This window comes from Sphingobium trunci (assembly GCF_022664535.1).
Lineage (GTDB): Bacteria > Pseudomonadota > Alphaproteobacteria > Sphingomonadales > Sphingomonadaceae > Sphingobium.
Window position 1 is genome coordinate 100,889 of record NZ_JAKUJY010000004.1, and the last position, 16,550, is coordinate 117,438.

General features: G+C 65.9%; 14 protein-coding genes. 10 read left to right on the plus strand and 4 right to left on the minus strand.

Going from position 1 to position 16,550, the window contains the following annotated elements:
• Positions 1-15 precede the first annotated feature (15 nt).
• The 3 genes from MJ601_RS05230 to MJ601_RS05240 all read left to right on the plus strand — a co-directional run bounded on the left by MJ601_RS05230 (position 16) and on the right by MJ601_RS05240 (position 5,436).
• Complete coding sequence (locus tag MJ601_RS05230) at positions 16-2,352, plus strand: acyl-CoA dehydrogenase family protein (RefSeq protein WP_242124019.1); 2,337 nt, start codon at positions 16-18, stop codon at positions 2,350-2,352.
• A 172-nt stretch (positions 2,353-2,524) separates the two neighbouring features.
• Positions 2,525-4,885 (plus strand): TonB-dependent receptor, encoded by a 2,361-nt coding sequence (locus MJ601_RS05235; RefSeq protein WP_242124021.1) that lies wholly within the window; start codon positions 2,525-2,527, stop codon positions 4,883-4,885.
• A 209-nt stretch (positions 4,886-5,094) separates the two neighbouring features.
• Positions 5,095-5,436, plus strand: a complete 342-nt coding sequence (locus MJ601_RS05240; protein ID WP_242124024.1) for a DUF4286 family protein — start codon at positions 5,095-5,097, stop codon at positions 5,434-5,436.
• A 39-nt stretch (positions 5,437-5,475) separates the two neighbouring features.
• Here the strand turns inward: MJ601_RS05240 and MJ601_RS05245 are convergent, their stop codons facing one another.
• Genes MJ601_RS05245 through MJ601_RS05255 form a run of 3 tightly spaced genes read right to left on the minus strand, consistent with a single transcriptional unit; the run spans position 5,476 to position 7,464 of the window.
• Positions 5,476-6,657, minus strand: a complete 1,182-nt coding sequence (locus MJ601_RS05245; RefSeq protein ID WP_242124026.1) for a thiolase family protein — start codon at positions 6,655-6,657, stop codon at positions 5,476-5,478.
• Entirely contained in the window at positions 6,654-7,100 is a 447-nt protein-coding gene (locus MJ601_RS05250; RefSeq protein WP_242124028.1) for a Zn-ribbon domain-containing OB-fold protein, read from the minus strand. The genes MJ601_RS05245 and MJ601_RS05250 overlap by 4 nt, the downstream gene beginning before the upstream one ends.
• A gap of 46 nt (positions 7,101-7,146) precedes the next feature.
• Entirely contained in the window at positions 7,147-7,464 is a 318-nt protein-coding gene (locus MJ601_RS05255; protein WP_242124030.1) for a 2Fe-2S iron-sulfur cluster-binding protein, read from the minus strand.
• A 227-nt stretch (positions 7,465-7,691) separates the two neighbouring features.
• On the opposite strand from MJ601_RS05255, the gene MJ601_RS05260 reads away from it, so the two are divergent.
• Together MJ601_RS05260 and MJ601_RS05265 are read left to right on the plus strand one after the other, a co-directional pair.
• The gene (locus MJ601_RS05260; protein ID WP_242124032.1) at positions 7,692-9,143 is read left to right on the plus strand and encodes an aldehyde dehydrogenase family protein; all 1,452 of its coding nucleotides are present in this window, start codon (positions 7,692-7,694) and stop codon (positions 9,141-9,143) included.
• Between the two features lie 84 nt (positions 9,144-9,227).
• Complete coding sequence (locus MJ601_RS05265; RefSeq protein WP_242124034.1) at positions 9,228-10,523, plus strand: MFS transporter; 1,296 nt, start codon at positions 9,228-9,230, stop codon at positions 10,521-10,523.
• Here the strand turns inward: MJ601_RS05265 and MJ601_RS05270 are convergent.
• Positions 10,480-11,139, minus strand: a complete 660-nt coding sequence (locus MJ601_RS05270) for an NAD(P)H-binding protein (protein ID WP_242124037.1) — start codon at positions 11,137-11,139, stop codon at positions 10,480-10,482. The two genes, MJ601_RS05265 and MJ601_RS05270, sit on opposite strands and share 44 nt — an antisense overlap.
• 200 nt (positions 11,140-11,339) lie before the next feature.
• Here MJ601_RS05270 and MJ601_RS05275 point away from each other — a divergent pair, with 200 nt between their 5' ends.
• The 5 genes from MJ601_RS05275 (at position 11,340) to MJ601_RS05295 (ending at position 16,514) form a co-directional block, all read left to right on the plus strand.
• Entirely contained in the window at positions 11,340-12,188 is an 849-nt protein-coding gene (locus MJ601_RS05275; RefSeq protein ID WP_242124039.1) for an SDR family NAD(P)-dependent oxidoreductase, read from the plus strand.
• A 174-nt stretch (positions 12,189-12,362) separates the two neighbouring features.
• Positions 12,363-13,382, plus strand: coding sequence for an aldo/keto reductase (locus MJ601_RS05280; RefSeq protein ID WP_242124041.1), 1,020 nt, complete (start codon positions 12,363-12,365; stop codon positions 13,380-13,382).
• Between the two features lie 144 nt (positions 13,383-13,526).
• On the plus strand, positions 13,527-15,005 hold the full coding sequence (locus MJ601_RS05285; RefSeq protein ID WP_242124043.1) for an NAD-dependent succinate-semialdehyde dehydrogenase: 1,479 nt from the start codon (positions 13,527-13,529) through the stop codon (positions 15,003-15,005).
• 41 nt (positions 15,006-15,046) lie between these two features.
• Positions 15,047-15,712, plus strand: coding sequence for an SDR family NAD(P)-dependent oxidoreductase (locus tag MJ601_RS05290; RefSeq protein WP_242124045.1), 666 nt, complete (start codon positions 15,047-15,049; stop codon positions 15,710-15,712).
• Between the two features lie 34 nt (positions 15,713-15,746).
• Positions 15,747-16,514 carry a 3-hydroxyacyl-CoA dehydrogenase gene (locus MJ601_RS05295; protein WP_242124047.1) on the plus strand — a complete coding sequence of 256 codons (768 nt, stop codon included), beginning with the start codon at positions 15,747-15,749 and terminating at the stop codon, positions 16,512-16,514.
• Positions 16,515-16,550: the final 36 nt, after the last annotated feature.

Genomic DNA, 16,550 nt, shown 5'->3' on the forward strand with positions numbered 1-16,550 from the left:
ATCAAGAGGATAAGAATGTCGATTCTGTATGATGAAGCCCAGGTGCAGATCGGCGAGGAAGCGCGCCGTCAGCTCAACGCCGTCTTCGCCCCGGAAAAGCTCAAGGAACTGCTGGAAACACGGGGCGGCTATGACGAGGTCTTCTGGAACATCTGTCGCGAACAGGGATGGACCGCCATCGGCATCCCCGAGGATTTCGGCGGCATCGGCATGGGACTTATCGAACTCGGCCTGATCGCGGAAGCCTGCGGATCGGTGGTGAGCGGCGCGCCCTTCCTTGGCACATCCTTCGGCGCCGGGCAGGCCATTCTCGAATATGGCTCGCAGGCGCTGAAGCAGGACTGGCTGCCCCGGCTGGCCGCGGGCGACGTCATCGGCGCGGTGGCCTTTGCGGAGGGGCGCGATTTCATCCCCGCCCAGCCTTCGCTCCGGCTGTCGGAAGGCCGCCTCACCGGCACGAAGCCTGCCGTGCCCGCAGGCGGCAAGGCCGATGTGGCCGTCGTCCTCGCTTCGGGCGAGGCGGGCCCGGTGTTGGCGCTGGTGCAACTCGACCAACCGGGCGTGACGCGCACGCTGCTTGAAACCTTCGACAACAGCCGCAACACGGCGGACCTTGCATTCGAAGGCGCCCAGGCGCTGGTGCTGGAGGGTGCGGCCGATGGCCGGGCCGCCGCGCTGGAGATCCTGCGCCGGCAGGCGGTGGTGACCGCGCATGAGCAGGTCGGCGGCGCCGAACGGGCGATGACGGCCGCGCGCGACTATGCGCTGACCCGCCGCGCCTTCGGCCAGCCGATCGGCGCCTTCCAGTCGGTCAAGCACCGCATCGCCGAGGATTATGTGCTGGTCGAGATGGCGCGCGCCAATGCGATCGACGCGGCGGCGAGCTTCGGCACGCCCGAATTCGCCCGCTGCGCCGCGGCCGCCCGGATCACCGGCACCGAAGCCTATGACACGGTATCGCGCGACGCGACGCAGACCCATGGCGGCATTGGCGTCACCTGGGAAGAAAATCTGCACCTTCATCAACGCCGCGCCCGCACCCTCGCCATAGAGCAGGGCAACCTCATCTTCTGGGAAGACCGGCTGGTCGAGGCGCTGACGGCGGCATCGACGCAGGCAGCCGCCGAGGAATCGAGCGGCGACCCGGTGCTCGACGCCTATCGCGCCAAGGCGAAAGCCTGGCTGGAATCCCATGTCGCCGAATTCGGCGCGGCGGCGCAGAAGGGCCTGTCGGAGGAAGAGGGGCTGGCGCTCGGCCGCCGCTGGATGGCGACCCGCTATGATGCTGGCTATGTCGGCATTTCCTGGCCGAAGGAGCATGGCGGGCAGGGCCTCACCCATCTCGAAAAGCTGGCGTTCGACAAGGAGGAGATGAAGCACGGCTTCCCCACCGGCTATTTCGGCGTCAGCCTGGGCATGCCGGTGCCGATCATCCTGCGTCACCTGCCCGACGGCTGGAAGCATGAGCGCGCCCGGGCGGCGATGCGCGGCGAGGAAATCTGGTGCCAGCTCTTCTCCGAACCGGCGGCCGGATCGGACCTGGCGGGCCTGCGCACCCGCGCGGTGCAGGATGAGGCGACCGGCGACTGGATCGTCAACGGCCAGAAGCTCTGGACCACCTGGGCGCAGCATTCCGACTATGGCGTGATCGTCGTGCGCACCGACCCCAATGTGCCCAAGCACCGGGGCCTCACCTATTTCTGGGTGGACATGAAGGCGCCGGGCGTGACCGTGCGGCCGGTCAAGCTCGCGGCGGGCGACAGCCATGTGAACGAGGTGTTCTTCGACGATGTCCGCCTGCCCGATTCGCAGCGCATCGGCGCTGTCGGCGGCGGTTTTGCCGTGGCCATGGAAACGCTGATGATCGAGCGTTACCAGGCGACCGACCCGTCCGGCTTCGGCCCGCCGCTCGCCCTGCTGATCGGACAGGCGCAGGAAGGGACGCTCAATGGCCGGGCGCCGATCGAGGACGGACGCGTGCGGGAGCGTATCGCCCGGACCCATGCCGTGCAAAACGCCATGGCCGCCGTCGGCAAGCGGGCGCTGCTGTCCTTGCAGGCCGGGCTCGAACCGGGGCCGGAGGGCGCGCTGCACAAGCTGGTGTCCGTCCGCGCGCGGCAGAAGCTGTCCGAATTCGCCATCGACCTGCAGGGCGTGGCGGGCATGGAGCATCCCTACATCCATGTCAGTTCGAAGTCGAGCTGGCAGCAAAGCTGGATGACCGCCCCTACGGGCCGCATCGCGGGCGGCGCGGACGAGATGCTGCTCAACACCATTGCCGAGCGCATTCTGGGCCTGCCCCAGGACCACCGGCCGGACAAAGGCGTTCCATTCAACGCAATTCCGAAATAATATTCTTGACAAGTCGGGGTTCGTTGAAAAACGGACCCCTATTTTTGCAAAAATGTCACAACAAGGGATTTAATTGACGATCCGACAGCTATCGGTTGTGTAACCTGGTTACCTTTGCCATGAGGCCCCTCAAGCACTTTATCGTGTTTATTCAATCGAAAGAGAGGTTGTCATGGTGTCTGTTCGGCACACGTTGTCCTATGCAAGAATTTCGGCTTACGCACTCGCATCCGTAGCGGCCGGTGCCATCACCGCCGCCGCAGCGCAGGACGCTGCGCCTCAGGGGCAGGGCCTCGAGGACATTGTGGTGACCGCGCGCAAGGTCGAGGAAAATCTTCAGCAGGTTCCCGTCGCCGTCACCGTGCAGACCGGCGAAGCGCTGCGCCAGCAGTCCGCCGTCATGATCCCCGACATCGCCCGCCTGACGCCCGGCATCCGTTTCCAGAATTCGGCGTCCAACCCGTCCGCCTCGGCGATCACCATCCGCGGTCAGGTGCAGACCGACGTGCTGGCGACGCTCGACCCGTCGGTCGGCGTCTATGTCGACGGTTTCTATTGGGCCCGCGCCTATGGCCTCAACGCCAACCTGCTCGACGTCCAGAGCGCGCAGGTGCTGCGTGGCCCGCAGGGCACGCTGTTCGGCCGCAACACGACCGGCGGCGCGCTGCTGATCCAGTCCAACGATCCTGATTACAAGGGCGTTTCGGGCAATGTTTCGGCCACTTACGGCCGCTTCAACGAGCGCGCGGGCACCGCGGTGCTGAACCTGCCGCTGATCGATGACAAGCTGGCCGTGCGCGGCGGCTTCACGATCAACAAGCGCGACGGCTTCGCCCGCAACACGCTGACCGGCCGCAAGCTGGGTGAGAATGACAGCTATACCGGCCGCCTGAAGGTGCGGTTCGACCCCACCGACACGCTGCACTTCATCCTGTCGGGCGAATGGTATTCGATCAACGCCTACAGCCGCCCCTATCAGCTGATCTACATGTCGCCCAATTCGCCGGCGGTCACGGAAGTCGGCCTGGAGGCGGGTCAGCCGACCCAGGGCAACACCCTCATCAACAATTATATCGCGTCCACGGTGGGCACCGACCGCGTCCAGCAGACCACCGACACGCTGACCGACGTCAAGACGCAGACCTACACGATGACCTCGACGCTCGACACGGTGTTCGGCGCGATCAAGTTCATCGGCGGCTATCGTCACATCCGTTCGGACACGGCCATCGATCTGGACGCATCGCCCTATGATATCCTGAGCACGCGCGCGCATCAGAATCTGAAGAGCTATTCGGGCGAACTGCAGATCACCGGCAAGGCCTTCAACGATGCCTTCGATTTTGCCGGCGGCGCCTTCGTCTTCAAGGAAAAGGGCACCGATGAATCGACTGCGGTCGCGCTGCCCACGATCACCCGGCTGGTCGCCGGTTTCGTGCCCCGCCAATATCTGATCGGCGACATCGACAACCGGTCCATGGGTCTCTATTTCCAGGGCACCTACCATCTGGACGACAAATTCTCGATCGTCGGCGGCATCCGCTATTCGGTCGAGGACAAGAATATCATCGCCTATAACCAGGATCGCGATTCCCAGACCGACGCCTTGATCGGCTGCCTGATCGGTACCGCCGATCCGGTCACCTGCCGGGCCGTGTCGCGCAAGGATTTCGACGGCGTATCCTACACCGCGGGCGTCAACTACCAGGTCTCGCCCGACCTGCTGGTCTATGCCAAGTCGAGCAAGGGCTTCCGCTCGGGCGGCCAGAATCTGCGCGCCTCGGGTGCCAGCGGCGCGGCCTTCGCGCCGTTCAGGCCGGAAGTCGTGTATGAACAGGAAGTCGGCTTCAAGTCGGAACTGTTCGACCGTCGCGTTCGCTTCAACGTCGCGGCCTTCTACAATGAAGTGTCCGACATTCAGCGCACCATCCTGAACGTGATCTGCGCCGCCGACGGCACCTGCCGCACCGCGACGGTGGTGGGCAACGCCGGCAAGGCCCGCTTCTTCGGCGGCGAGGCGGAAGTCACCGCCCGCGTGACCGAAGGCCTGACCCTCAGCGGCAACGCCGCGCTCGCCGATGCCAAATATCTGCGCTACACGGACCGCGATGCGCTGGGCAATGTCGTCGATCGCCGCACCGAAGCCTTCCAATATGTGCCGAAGTGGACCTTCAGCGTAGCTGGCGATTACAAGCGGCCGGTGGGCGACGCGACGCTGAATGCGCATCTCGACTATGCCTGGCAGGGCAAGACCTACAATTATAATGTCGAGACCAGCAATCCGACTAACGATCCTGTGATCGCCGGTCTGCTGAACGCGGAAACCCGCCGCGCCGGTGGCGAGCTCAACGGCCGCCTGGGCGTCAGCTTCATGGACGACCAGCTGGAAGTCGCGGTTTTCGGCCGCAACATCCTGAACCGCCGCTATTATATGAGCGGTCTGGTGCTGCCTGCGCCGCTCAGCTATGCGATGGGCCAGCGCAACGATCCGGTGACCTACGGCGTCAACCTGACCTACCGCTTCGGCCGCTGATCGGGACTCGAGACCAGAAAAGGGGCCGGTGCAGCGATGCACCGGCCCCTTTTTCATGGTCCTGATGCGGCCATCGGCGGGGCCACCGCATGATGGGGCGCAGGTTCCTGCCCGCACCAGCCTCGGCGCGGCAGGTGCGTCTTGCTCTTGTGGGACTTGCGCGTCTATCCTTGGCCAACAAGATTTTCGGGTTCACCGGAGGGGATCGGATGGCAGAACATGTGTTCGTCGTACTCACCAATCCTGTCGAAGGACGGGAAGAGGAGTATAATCGCTGGTATGACGAGGTTCACCTTGGCGAAGTGCTCGATGTGCCCGGCTTCGTTGCAGCGCGGCGCTATCGCGTGGCGCCCTCGGCGGGCGCGGTGACGCATCGCTATCTGGCGCTCTACCATATCGACAGCGACGATGTGGCGGCGTCCATGGCCGAACTCAACCGGCGCGCCGGTTCGGGCGAGATGCAGATGAGCGACGCGCTGGACGGCGGCATCAGCCCGACACTCTACGAAGCGTTGCCGCTTTCCGACAAGCTGCGCAAGAGCGGACGCTGATGTCGGGCGCCGCCGCTGCGGGCGCCGTCTACCGTTTCATCAGTCCTTCACCAGCAGCATCGCACCCGCGAGCGGACCACCGGCCGTCGATGTCGCGCAGACGTTGAGGGGCTTCTTCACCTGACGGTCGCCGCCCCGTCCCCAGAGCTGGGTGCAGGCCTCATGCACCGCGCCATAGGCATGGAGCCGCCCGGCCGACAGCGCGCCGCCGCCGGTGTTGATCGGCAATTCGCCCTCCAGCGCGATGCGCGTGCCGCCCTCGATGAAATCCTTGGCGCCATAACGTTCGCAAAAGCCGAAATTTTCCAGCCAGTTGATCGTGTGGAAGCTGAAGCCGTCATAAAGCTGCGCGATATCGACATCCTTGGGCTTCAGGTCGGTCCGGCTCCACATCATCTCGGCGACCTTGGGCTGCGCCTGGGTGTCGAGCGCGTCGAGCTGTACCCAGCTATTGCGATATTGCATGGACGAACCGATCGCCTCGATGCGGATCGGAACGTTCGGCCCGTCCCGCGCCACATCCATGCGCGATACGATGATCGCGGTCGACCCGTCGATCGGCACGTCGCAGTCGAACAGGCGCAGCGGCGTCGCGATCATCCGCGAATTCAGATAATCCTCGATCGTGATCGGCGTGCGATAGACCGCCGCCGGATTGAGTGAGGCGTTGCGCCGCTGGTTGACCGCGATCTGTCCCACCTGTTCGGGCCTGATCCCGGACTTGTGGACATAGAGGTTGAACATCAGCGACTGCTGCAGCGCGGCGGCATAATTATAATAGGGCGCATACCAGAGGAAAATGCCTGCCTGCCGTTCCCCGCCCTTGACCAGCGAATTGGCGAAGGAGGTCTTGCGCGCCGTGGCTTCATACATGGTGCGGTAGATGAGGACGTTGCGCGCCAGCCCCGCCGAGATCGCGCCGATGGCATTGAACACCGCGCCATACTGGCCCGGCACCTCGCCGCCCGCGCCATACCAGTTGAGCTTCAGCCGCAGCGCGTCCTGGATCTGGGCCACGCCCACCGGCGAAAAGCCGCTCGTGTTGTTGTCCGCGCCGGGCCAGGTGGCGATGCCGTCAATGTCCGCACGGGTCAGGCCCGCGTCGCGGATCGCCCCCAGCGCGGCGTCCACCGTCAGTTCCAGCGCCGACTTGTCCGACCCGCGCGACACCTCGGACTGGCCGATGCCGGTGATCGCCGTATTCTTTTCCCCATAGGTCATGGCCGCGGCGCTCCTTCGCTGTCGGGTTCGAACAGCGGCACCCAGAGATCCTCGACCTGTTCGAAGTAGACCTTGACCGGCATGCCGAAGCTGACCTCTTCGGGCGGGCAGTTCATGATGTTCGTGACCAGCCGCACGTCATCCTGTTCCGCGATGCCGACCAGCGCCAGCACATAGGGCACCGGCAGCCCCGGCACCCATTGCTGGTGGTTGATCGAGAAGCTGACGACATGGCCCTTGCCGGAAACCGCCTCCGGTTCCACCCGCCTGCTCTCGCACTGCGGGCAGAAGCGCACCGGCGGATGGATATAATAGGCGCAGTCCTGGCAGCGGTAGATTTTCAGCTCGCCCTGCTCGCCGGCCGTCCAGAAGGTTTGGCTGTCCTTGTCGACGACGGGCAGGGAACGGGGCGGCGGTGCCGTCCCGGACGCGGTTGAAGCCATGATATCCTCTCCTTTGTCTGGCCGGGACCGGCTGTGTCCCCGCCGATCAATCCTCCTCGGCGATGCGGACCTTCAGGCCGTCCAGAGCGGCGGTGAAGACGATCTGGCAGGACAGCCGGGAATGTGCGTCGCGATGATCGGAACTGTCGAGCAGGTCGCTTTCGTCCTCGCTCATCGGCGGCAGCCGGTCATCAAAGCCGTTCTCGACATGCACATGGCAGGTCGCGCAGGAACAGCATCCGCCGCACAGGGCCAGCAGTTCGTCAAAGCCATTGTCCCGGATCAATTCCATGACGGAAACGCCTTCCGTCCCTTCGATCGTCCTCTCTTCTCCAGCACGACCTACAACCGTCAGTTTCGCCATCGTCTTTCCTGCTGTTCTGCGAAGGATCGCCATGCCGGGCATGCGGGCCTTCTCCGCTGCTGTCAGTGGGGGAGGTGACACAAAAGCCGCCGCGCAAGCAAGGGCCTTTCCCTGACCGGTCTAAATATATAACGAGGTAATCTATGTTGTTCCGGACGAATCTCTGAGCCGCGCCGGACCCCCGGTCCCGCGACCGGCGGGCCATGACAGGAAGGATTTCCCCAACAATGACCGACATTGCCGACCTCGCCACTCTTGCGCCGGATTCGCCGGAAGCGGGGCCTTTCCGCCTGCTTGTCGACGGTGCGCTGGTCGATGGCGCCGCGTCCATGGCGGTGGTCAACCCGGCCACCGGCCGCCCCTTCTGCACCGTCCCGCGCGCGGATGCGGCGCAACTGGAAACCGCCATCGCCGCCGCGCGCCGCGCGCAACCTGCCTGGGCGCGCACATCCTATGCCGAGCGCGGCGCTCTCATCGGCGCTCTGGCCGACGCGGTGGAGGCGCGGATCGACGATTTCGCCCGGCTCATCACGCTGGAACAGGGCAAGCTGCTGGGCCATGCGCGGGGCGAGGTACGTACCACCGTCGCGCTGCTCCGCCATGCCGCCGGGCAGGAATTGAAGCCCGAAATCCTGCGGGAAGGCGATGGCACCCGCATCATCGAGAAGCGCACGCCGCGCGGCGTCGTCGCGGCGATCGCGCCGTGGAATTTCCCGCTTTTCATCATGGCGCAGAAGGTCGGCCCGGCGCTCATCACCGGCAATGCCGTCATCTGCAAACCCGCGCCGACGACCCCCACCAGCGCCCTCCTGCTGGGTGAGGTCGCCGCGGAAATCCTGCCCGCCGGCGTCCTCCAGACGATCGTCGACCAGAACGATCTGGGCGCCATCCTGTCCAGCCACAAGGGCATCGATTTCGTCAGCTTCACCGGCTCCAGCCCCACCGGCAAGAAGGTGCTGGGCAGTTCGGTCGACACGATGAAGCGGGTGTCGCTGGAACTGGGCGGCAACGACGCCGCGCTGCTGCTTGACGACGCGGATGTGGCGACGGTCGCGCCGCGCCTGTTCGCCGGTTTCACCAACAATAGCGGGCAGATCTGCCTTGCGACCAAGCGCGTCTACGCGCCCAGCGGCATGGTCGATGAATTGTGCGACGCGCTTGCCGGACTGGCCGCGCAGGCCGTGACCGGCGACGGGCTTCAGCAGGGCACCACCATGGGGCCGATCAGCAACAAGGCCCAATATGAAAAGGTGCTGGACCTGATCGAGGATGCGCGCGCCCAGGGCACGCTGGTCGCGGGTGGCGAGGCGCTGCCGGGCGAGGGCTATTTCATCCCGCCGACGATCTTCCGCGACCTGCCGGAAGATTCGCGCCTCGTGCAGGAGGAGCAGTTCGGCCCCGTCTTGCCCGTTCAAGGCTATGATGACCTGGATGAGGCCATAGAACGCATCAATGCCAGCGACTATGGATTGGGCGGCGTGGTCTGGACCAGCGATGTCGATCGCGGAATCGACGTGGCGGGCCGAATCGTCAGCGGCACCGTCTGGGTCAACCGGCAGTTCGACCTGCCTTTCGACGTCCCCTTCGGCGGCGCCAGGCATTCGGGCCTTGGCCGCCAGCACGGCGCCGAGGGGCTGAAGGAATTTACCCAGGCGACCATCATCAACGCCTCGATCTGACAGCCTGGATCCGATAGGGGGCTTGCCGTCGGCAAGCCCCCGCCCGGCAGGGCCATGCTGGACGGAACAGCAGGATAGGACAGCATGAAAGCGGAGGGGACGGCGGGCAGCGCCAGCATAAAGCGGGATCAGACCCTGCTCTTCATCGTGATCCTGACCATCGCGATCGGCAATACCGGCCTGCAATCGGTCCTGCCCGCCATCGGGCGGATATTGAAGCTGCCCGATACGCTGATCGGCCTGGCCTTTTCCTTTTCGGCGCTCGCCTGGTCGCTGGCCGCGCCCTTCTGGGGACGGCGGCTGGGCACGATGCGCGCCAAGACGATGGTGCTGGTCGGCCTGGGCGGCTATTGCGCCTCGCTGTTCGTCTGCGCCATCGCCCTGACTTCCGGCCTGCTCGGCTGGGTGGCGGCGGGCCTCAGCTTTGCCGGTTTCGTCATCGGACGCGGACTGTACGGATCGTTCGGATCGGCCGCCCCGCCGGCCTCTCAGGCGCTGGTGGCGCTGACCAGCTCGCGCGGGAACCGGACCAACGCGCTCACCATGCTGGCCTCGGCATTCGGCCTCGGCACCGTGCTCGGCCCGGCGCTGGCGCCCTTCTTCCTGCTTCCCATATTGGGGTTGGCGGGGCCGCCGGTCATCTTCTGCCTGATGGGGCTGGTGGTGATGGTCATCGCCGCGACGCAGCTGTCCGACCACGGCGTCGGCGAAGTCCGCGAAGCGCAGGCGGAACAGGGCCTGCCCCGCCGCCTCACGCGCTATACCGACCCTCGCATCTGGCCGTGGATGCTGTTCGGCATCGTCTCCGGCAACACGCAGGCCATGGTCGGCCAGTCGATCGCCTTCCTGCTGATCGACCGGCTGAAGGTCACGCCCCAGGCGGCGCAACCGCTGATCGGCATCGTGCTGATGGCGGGGGCGGGGGCTTCGCTGCTGGCGCAATGGGGCGTGGTCGGACGCCTGCGGATGACCCCGTTCAGGATGGTCCTCTGGGGGGCAGGCTTCGCGGCGCTGGGCAGCGCGGCCATCACCCTGGCGCATGACCTGCACATGCTGGCCATGGCCTTTGCGCTGGCGTCGCTGGGTTTCGGCTTCCTGCGCCCCGGCTTCACCGCGGGCGCCAGCCTGGCGGTGGAGGATGAGGAGCAGGGCATCGTCGCCGGACATGTCACCGCCACCAATGGATCGGCCTTCCTCTTCGGTCCATCCATCGGCATCACCATGTATCAGATCTGGCGGCCGCTTCCCTATCTGACGGCGGCGGTCCTGCTGCTGTGCATCCTGGCCTATGGCTGGCGCAGGCTGGGTGGCCGTGCGCCCGCCATGGATCAGGACATCAGCGCCGTGCCAGCCGCCGCAGATCCTTGTTCAGATGGATGAAGCTGCCGGTCTGGGGTGATCCGATCAGCCGCACCATGCCGCCGGCCACATCCTCCACGGGAATGCCCTGATATTTGGCGAGCGGCCCCTGCAGGATCGGCCAGAGGAAGGGATAGATGGCGCATCCGATCGCTTCCAGCACGGACCGGCCCGGCCGCGGCCCCAGCATCAGTCCGGGACGAACCAGATCGACCCGCGCGAAGCCCAGCGCGGCGACGCTCTTCTCCACCGCGCCCTTGGTCTTGAGGTAGAAGCCGGCCCCGCCCGCGCCCGCCGCGCTCATCAGGATGAGCTGCCGCGCCCCCGCCGCCTTCGCGCCCTGGGCAAAGGCGACGACATAGTCATGATCGACCTTCCACATCGCCTCCTTCGACCCGGCGTCGCTGATGGTCGTGCCGAGGCAACAGATCGCGACATCGACGCCATCGGGCGCGGCCTGGGCGATTTCCCGCTCCGGCGCCGCCAGCAGCGCATCGAAATCGGTCTGCCGCTCGCCCGGTCCCCGCGCCTTGCGCACCAGGCTGACGAGCCTATGGTCCGGCAGCGAGCCGAGCTGACCGGCGATCCGGCTTCCGACCAGGCCGGTACCGCCCGACAGCAGAATTTTCTGAACCATGATGTCGCTCTTCTCCCGGTCTGCCGAAATGTCCCGCCGCGCTGTGCAGGCAGCCGGGCCGGCCCGCAAGAGCGAAGGCCGCCATTGGCGCGCGGCGCGAGTGAATTGGCGCGCTTTGCCAGAGAGGGAATGGCCGGACGCGCGTAGACAGGCGATGCGAATGTCCGCGCGAAAAGCGGCGCAAGTCAGAGGGAAAACCAATGTCTGAAAAAATCTGGTTCATCACGGGTGCCTCGCGCGGTTTCGGCCGCCTCTGGGCGGAAGCCGCCCTTGCACGGGGCGACAAGGTGGCCGCGACCGCCCGCTCGGTCGAGGGCGTCGCCGATCTGGCGGAGCGCTATGGCGACGCCGTGCTGCCGCTGGCGATGGACGTCACGAACCGGGAACAGGTCGCCAACGCGGTGGCCAGGGCGCATGCCTTTTTCGGCCGGCTGGACGTCGTGCTCAACAATGCCGGCTATGCCCTGATCGGTGCCATCGAGGAGGGCAAGGAAGAGGATGTCCGGGCCGAATTCGATACCAATTTCTTCGGCACGCTGGCGGTGATCCAGACCGTCCTGCCCTATCTGCGCGATCAGGGCAGCGGCCATATCATCGGCGTGTCGAGCGTCGCGGGCGTCGTCGCCCATCCGATGGTCGGCTTCTACCATGCGTCCAAATGGGCGTTCGAGGCGATGCACGAAAGCCTGTCGCAGGAAGTGCAGGGCTTCGGCATCAAGGTGACGCTGCTCGAGCCGGGCGCCTATGCGACCGAATTTTCCAGCCCCGCCTCGATGAAGGTCGCGGGTGGGCTCGAGGCCTATCAGGACATGCGGATGCAGCTGTTCGCGCGCGGCGCCGACATGCCGCTGGGCGATCCGCGCGCTACCGTGCCTGCCATCCTCAAGATCGTCGATGCCGAACGGCCGCCGCTGCGCTTCTTCGTCGGGACGGAGGGCATGCCCCAGGCCAAGGCGGCCTTCGCCTCCCGCCTGTCGACCTGGGAGGCATGGGAGGCAGATTCCACCGCCGCGCAGGGCGAATCGATCACCCGCGCCGTACCCGTCTGACGCACCGGGGCAGGGCGCGCCCTCATCCCGCGCGCGCCCTGTCGTGCCGGCATAACGGCCCTTGCCTAAGTTCCGGTCATGTAATACCTCGTTAGATAAGTTGTAGCCGGGCTTCGCACCGGCGCTGTCCGGCCGTCCGGACGGTCCATGGGTTGGGACGGCGGGAGAGATGGGATGCAATATCGTACACTGGGCCGTTCGGGCCTTGTCGTCTCGCGGATTTGCCTTGGCTGCATGAGCTTCGGCGAACCGGGACTTGGCCGCCACCAATGGGTGCTGCCGCCGGAGGAAAGCCGCGTCATCGTTCGTGACGCGCTGGAGCGCGGCATCAACTTCTTTGACACGGCCAATGAATATGCCGCCGGTTCGTCGGAACGGATCATCGGCAAGGCGCTGAACGATTTTGCCCGCCGCGACGAGATCGTGCTGGCGACCAAGGCCTTCTCGCCCTGGCGCGATGCCCCCAATACCGGCCGCCTGTCGCGCAAGGCGCTGTTCCAGGCGATCGACGACAGCCTGAAACGGCTGGGCACCGACTATGTCGATCTCTACCAGATCCACCGCTTCGATGAGGGCACGCCGATCGAGGAGACGATGGAGGCACTGCACGACATCGTGAAGTCGGGCCGTGTCCGCTATATCGGCGCCTCCTCCATGTGGGCGTGGCAGTTCGCCAAGGCGCAGCATGTCGCCGAACGCAACGGCTGGACGAAGTTCATCTCCATGCAGCCGCAGGTCAATCTCGTCTATCGCGAGGAAGAAAGGGAGATGATCCCGCTCTGCATCGACCAGGGGGTGGGCGTCATGCCCTGGAGCCCGCTGGCGCGCGGCATGCTGACCCGCGACTGGAACGAGAAGACGAAGCGGTCGGAAACCGATCTGTTCGGCAAGTTCCTCTATGGCGCGACGGAAGAGAATGACCGCAGCATCGTCGAGGCGGTGGGCCGGGTCGCGTCGGCGCGCGGACTGCCGCGTGCGCAGGTCGCGCTGGCCTGGCTGCTCGGCAAGCCCGGCATCACCGCGCCGATCATCGGTTCGACGAAGGTGGCGCAGATCGCCGACGCCGTCGCCGCGCTCGACGTGCAACTGGACGCGTCGGAGGTCGAGGCGCTGGAAGCGCCCTATCTGCCGCATCCGGTGGTGGGGCTGGCGCCCCTCATGCCGCTGGGCGGGAAGGTGTCGGTCCTCAACTAGGGCGACCGGAACATACGGTCGCCCTGTTTTGGCATCGGCCGCCGGCACATTGCTCTTGATGTCGTCCCGGCGATGGCGCAGCAGGGCGGCTCGGCGACGGTCCGGCGCAATCCGGCCGGTCGGAATATATTGCGGAGAATTTTCATGGCTGACGACGCCTTTCTGGCTACGCTCAAGGACCGCTCGCTCCTGCGCGAGGCCAATTATATCGGCGGCGAATGGATCGGCGTGGGCGAAGGCCCTTCGATCGCGGTCACCAACCCCTCGACCGGCGCGGTGATCGGCCATGTCCCGGCCCTGGGCGCCGAGGATGCGGCCCGCGCCATCGCCGCCGCGAAAAAGGCCCAGCCCGCCTGGCGCGCGCTGACCGCGAAGGAACGCGCCGCCAGATTGCGCCGGCTGTTCGACCTGATGCTGGAAAATCAGGAAGACCTCGCCCGCATCATGACCGCAGAACAGGGCAAGCCGCTGGCCGAAAGCCGGGGCGAAATCGCTTATGCTGCCAGCTTCATCGAATGGTTCGCGGAAGAGGGCAAGCGCATCTATGGCGACACCATTCCGCCCCATGCGCAGGGCCGCCGCATCATCGTCCAGAAGGAGCCGATCGGCGTCTTCGCCGCGATCACGCCGTGGAATTTTCCCGCCGCCATGATTACCCGGAAGGCCGGGCCGGGCTGGGCGGCGGGCTGCACCGGCGTCATCCGTCCCGCGAGCGAAACGCCCTTTTCCGCGCTGGCACTGGCGGTGCTGGCCGAACGGGCGGGCCTGCCCGCGGGCGTGTGCAATGTCATCACCGGGCCGAGCAGCCAGATCGGCGCGACCATCACCGCCAGCCCCGATGTCCGCAAGTTGAGCTTCACCGGATCGACCGAGGTGGGCGCCGTCCTGCTCGCGCAGTGCGCGCCGACGATCAAGCGCACCAGCATGGAACTGGGCGGCAACGCGCCCTTCATCGTGTTCGACGATGCCGATCTCGACGCCGCCGTCCAGGGCGCGCTCGATTCCAAATATCGCAATGCCGGGCAGACCTGCGTCTGCGCCAACCGCCTGCTGGTGCAGGACGGGGTCTATGACGCCTTCGCCGCCAAGCTGAAGGTGGCGGTCGAGGCGATGCGTGTCGGCGACGGGTTCGAGGAAGGCGTGACCGTCGGCCCGCTCATCAACGAGAAGGCGGTGCAGAAGGCCGAGAGCCATGTCGCCGATGCGTTGAGCCATGGGGCGAAGCTGCTAACCGGCGGCGAACGCCATGCGCTGGGCGGCAATTTCTACAAGCCCACGGTGCTGCGCGATGTCCCCCGCGAGGCGAAGATCTTTTCGGAGGAAACCTTCGGCCCGGTCGCGCCGCTCATCCGCTTCCATAGCGAAGCCGAAGCGGTGGAAATGGCGAACGACACCGAATTCGGCCTCGCCTCCTATTTCTACAGCCGCGATATCGGCCGGGTCATGCGGGTTGCCGAACAGCTCGAATATGGCATTGTCGGCATCAACGCGGGCCTGATCTCGACCGAGGTTGCTCCCTTTGGCGGCATGAAGGCGTCCGGCCATGGACGCGAAGGGTCGAAATACGGCATCGAGGATTATCTTGAGGTCAAATATCTCTGTCTGGGCGGCATCGACGGCTGATCGCCGTTCGGTCGCAGGCAGCATCGGAAGGAGTTGACGGGATGGCGAATATCATCGTGGCGGGCGGTCTGGGCACGCTGGGCCGGGCCGTGGTGCAGGAATTGAGGGGGCGCGGCCATCAGGTGGCGGTGGTCGACATGGCTCCCGCTCCGGCAAGCCCTGACGGCATCGTGCTGGGCGGCGTCGACCTCAGCGACGAGGGCGCTGTGTCGCAGGCCTATGGCCAGGCGGCGCTGGCGCTGGGTTCGGTCGACGGGCTGGTGAATGTCGCGGGCGGCTTCGTCTGGGAACAGATGGAGGGCGGGACGATCGACAATTGGGACCGCATGTTCCGCATGAACCTGCGCACCGCCGCCGTGTCGTCCAGCGCGGTCCTGCCGCACATCGCGCCGGGCGGCGCGATCGTCAATGTGGGCGCTGCGGCGGCCGCCAATGTGGCGGCGGGCATGGCGCCCTATGCGGCGTCGAAGGCAGGCGTCATGGCGCTCACCGAAAGCCTCGCCGACGAGCTCAAGGGCAGGGGCGTGCGCGTGAATGCCGTGCTGCCGACCATCATCGACACGCCGGTCAACCGCCAGGACATGCCCGACGCCGACACATCCGCCTGGGTGAAGCCCGAATCGGCGGCGAAGGTCATCGCCTTCCTGCTGTCGCCCGACGCCGGATCGGTGACGGGCGTGGGCATCCGCCTGTCGCTGGCGGGCTGAGATCAAGCAATGCAGGTCTGACAAGGAGACTAGAGTGGATATCAATGGAGTTGCCGCGATCGTGACGGGCGGCGCATCGGGTCTTGGCGCCGCGACGGCGGAACGGCTTGCGTCGAAGGGCGCGAAGGTCACGATCTTCGATCTGAACGCCGAACTGGGCCAGCAGAAGGCCAAGGAAATCGGCGGCCATTATGCCAGCGTCGACGTGACCGACGAAAGCGCTGTCGAAAATGCGGTGCAGGAGGCCGAAGGGCTGCATGGCAAGGCCCGCATCCTCGTCAACTGCGCCGGCATCGGCCCGCCCGCCAAGGTCGTCGGCCGCGACGGCAAGGCGCTGCCGCTCGCCAGCTTTACGAAGATCATCAGCATCAACCTGATCGGCACCTTCAACGTGCTGTCGAAATTCGCCGCCCGCGTGCATGACGCCGAACCGTTCAGCCCCGATGGCGAGCGGGGCGTCATCATCAACACCGCCAGCGCCGCGGCGTTCGACGGCCAGATCGGCCAGGCTGCCTATTCCGCGTCCAAGGGCGGCATCGTCGGCATGACCCTGCCGATCGCGCGCGAACTGGCGCGCTACGGCATTCGCGTGATGACGATCGCGCCGGGCCTGTTCTGGACCCCGCTGCTCGCCAGCCTGCCGCAGGAAGCGCTGGATTCGCTGGGCCAGCAGGTGCCTTTCCCCAGCCGCCTTGGCCAGCCGGACGAATATGCGCTGATGGTCGAGCAGATCATCGCCAACCCGATGCTGAACGGTGAGGTCATCCGCCTCGACGGCGCGATCCGCATGGCGCCGAAATAAGCCGGCTTCGGCTCGAATGAAGGGGGGAGGGAAGAA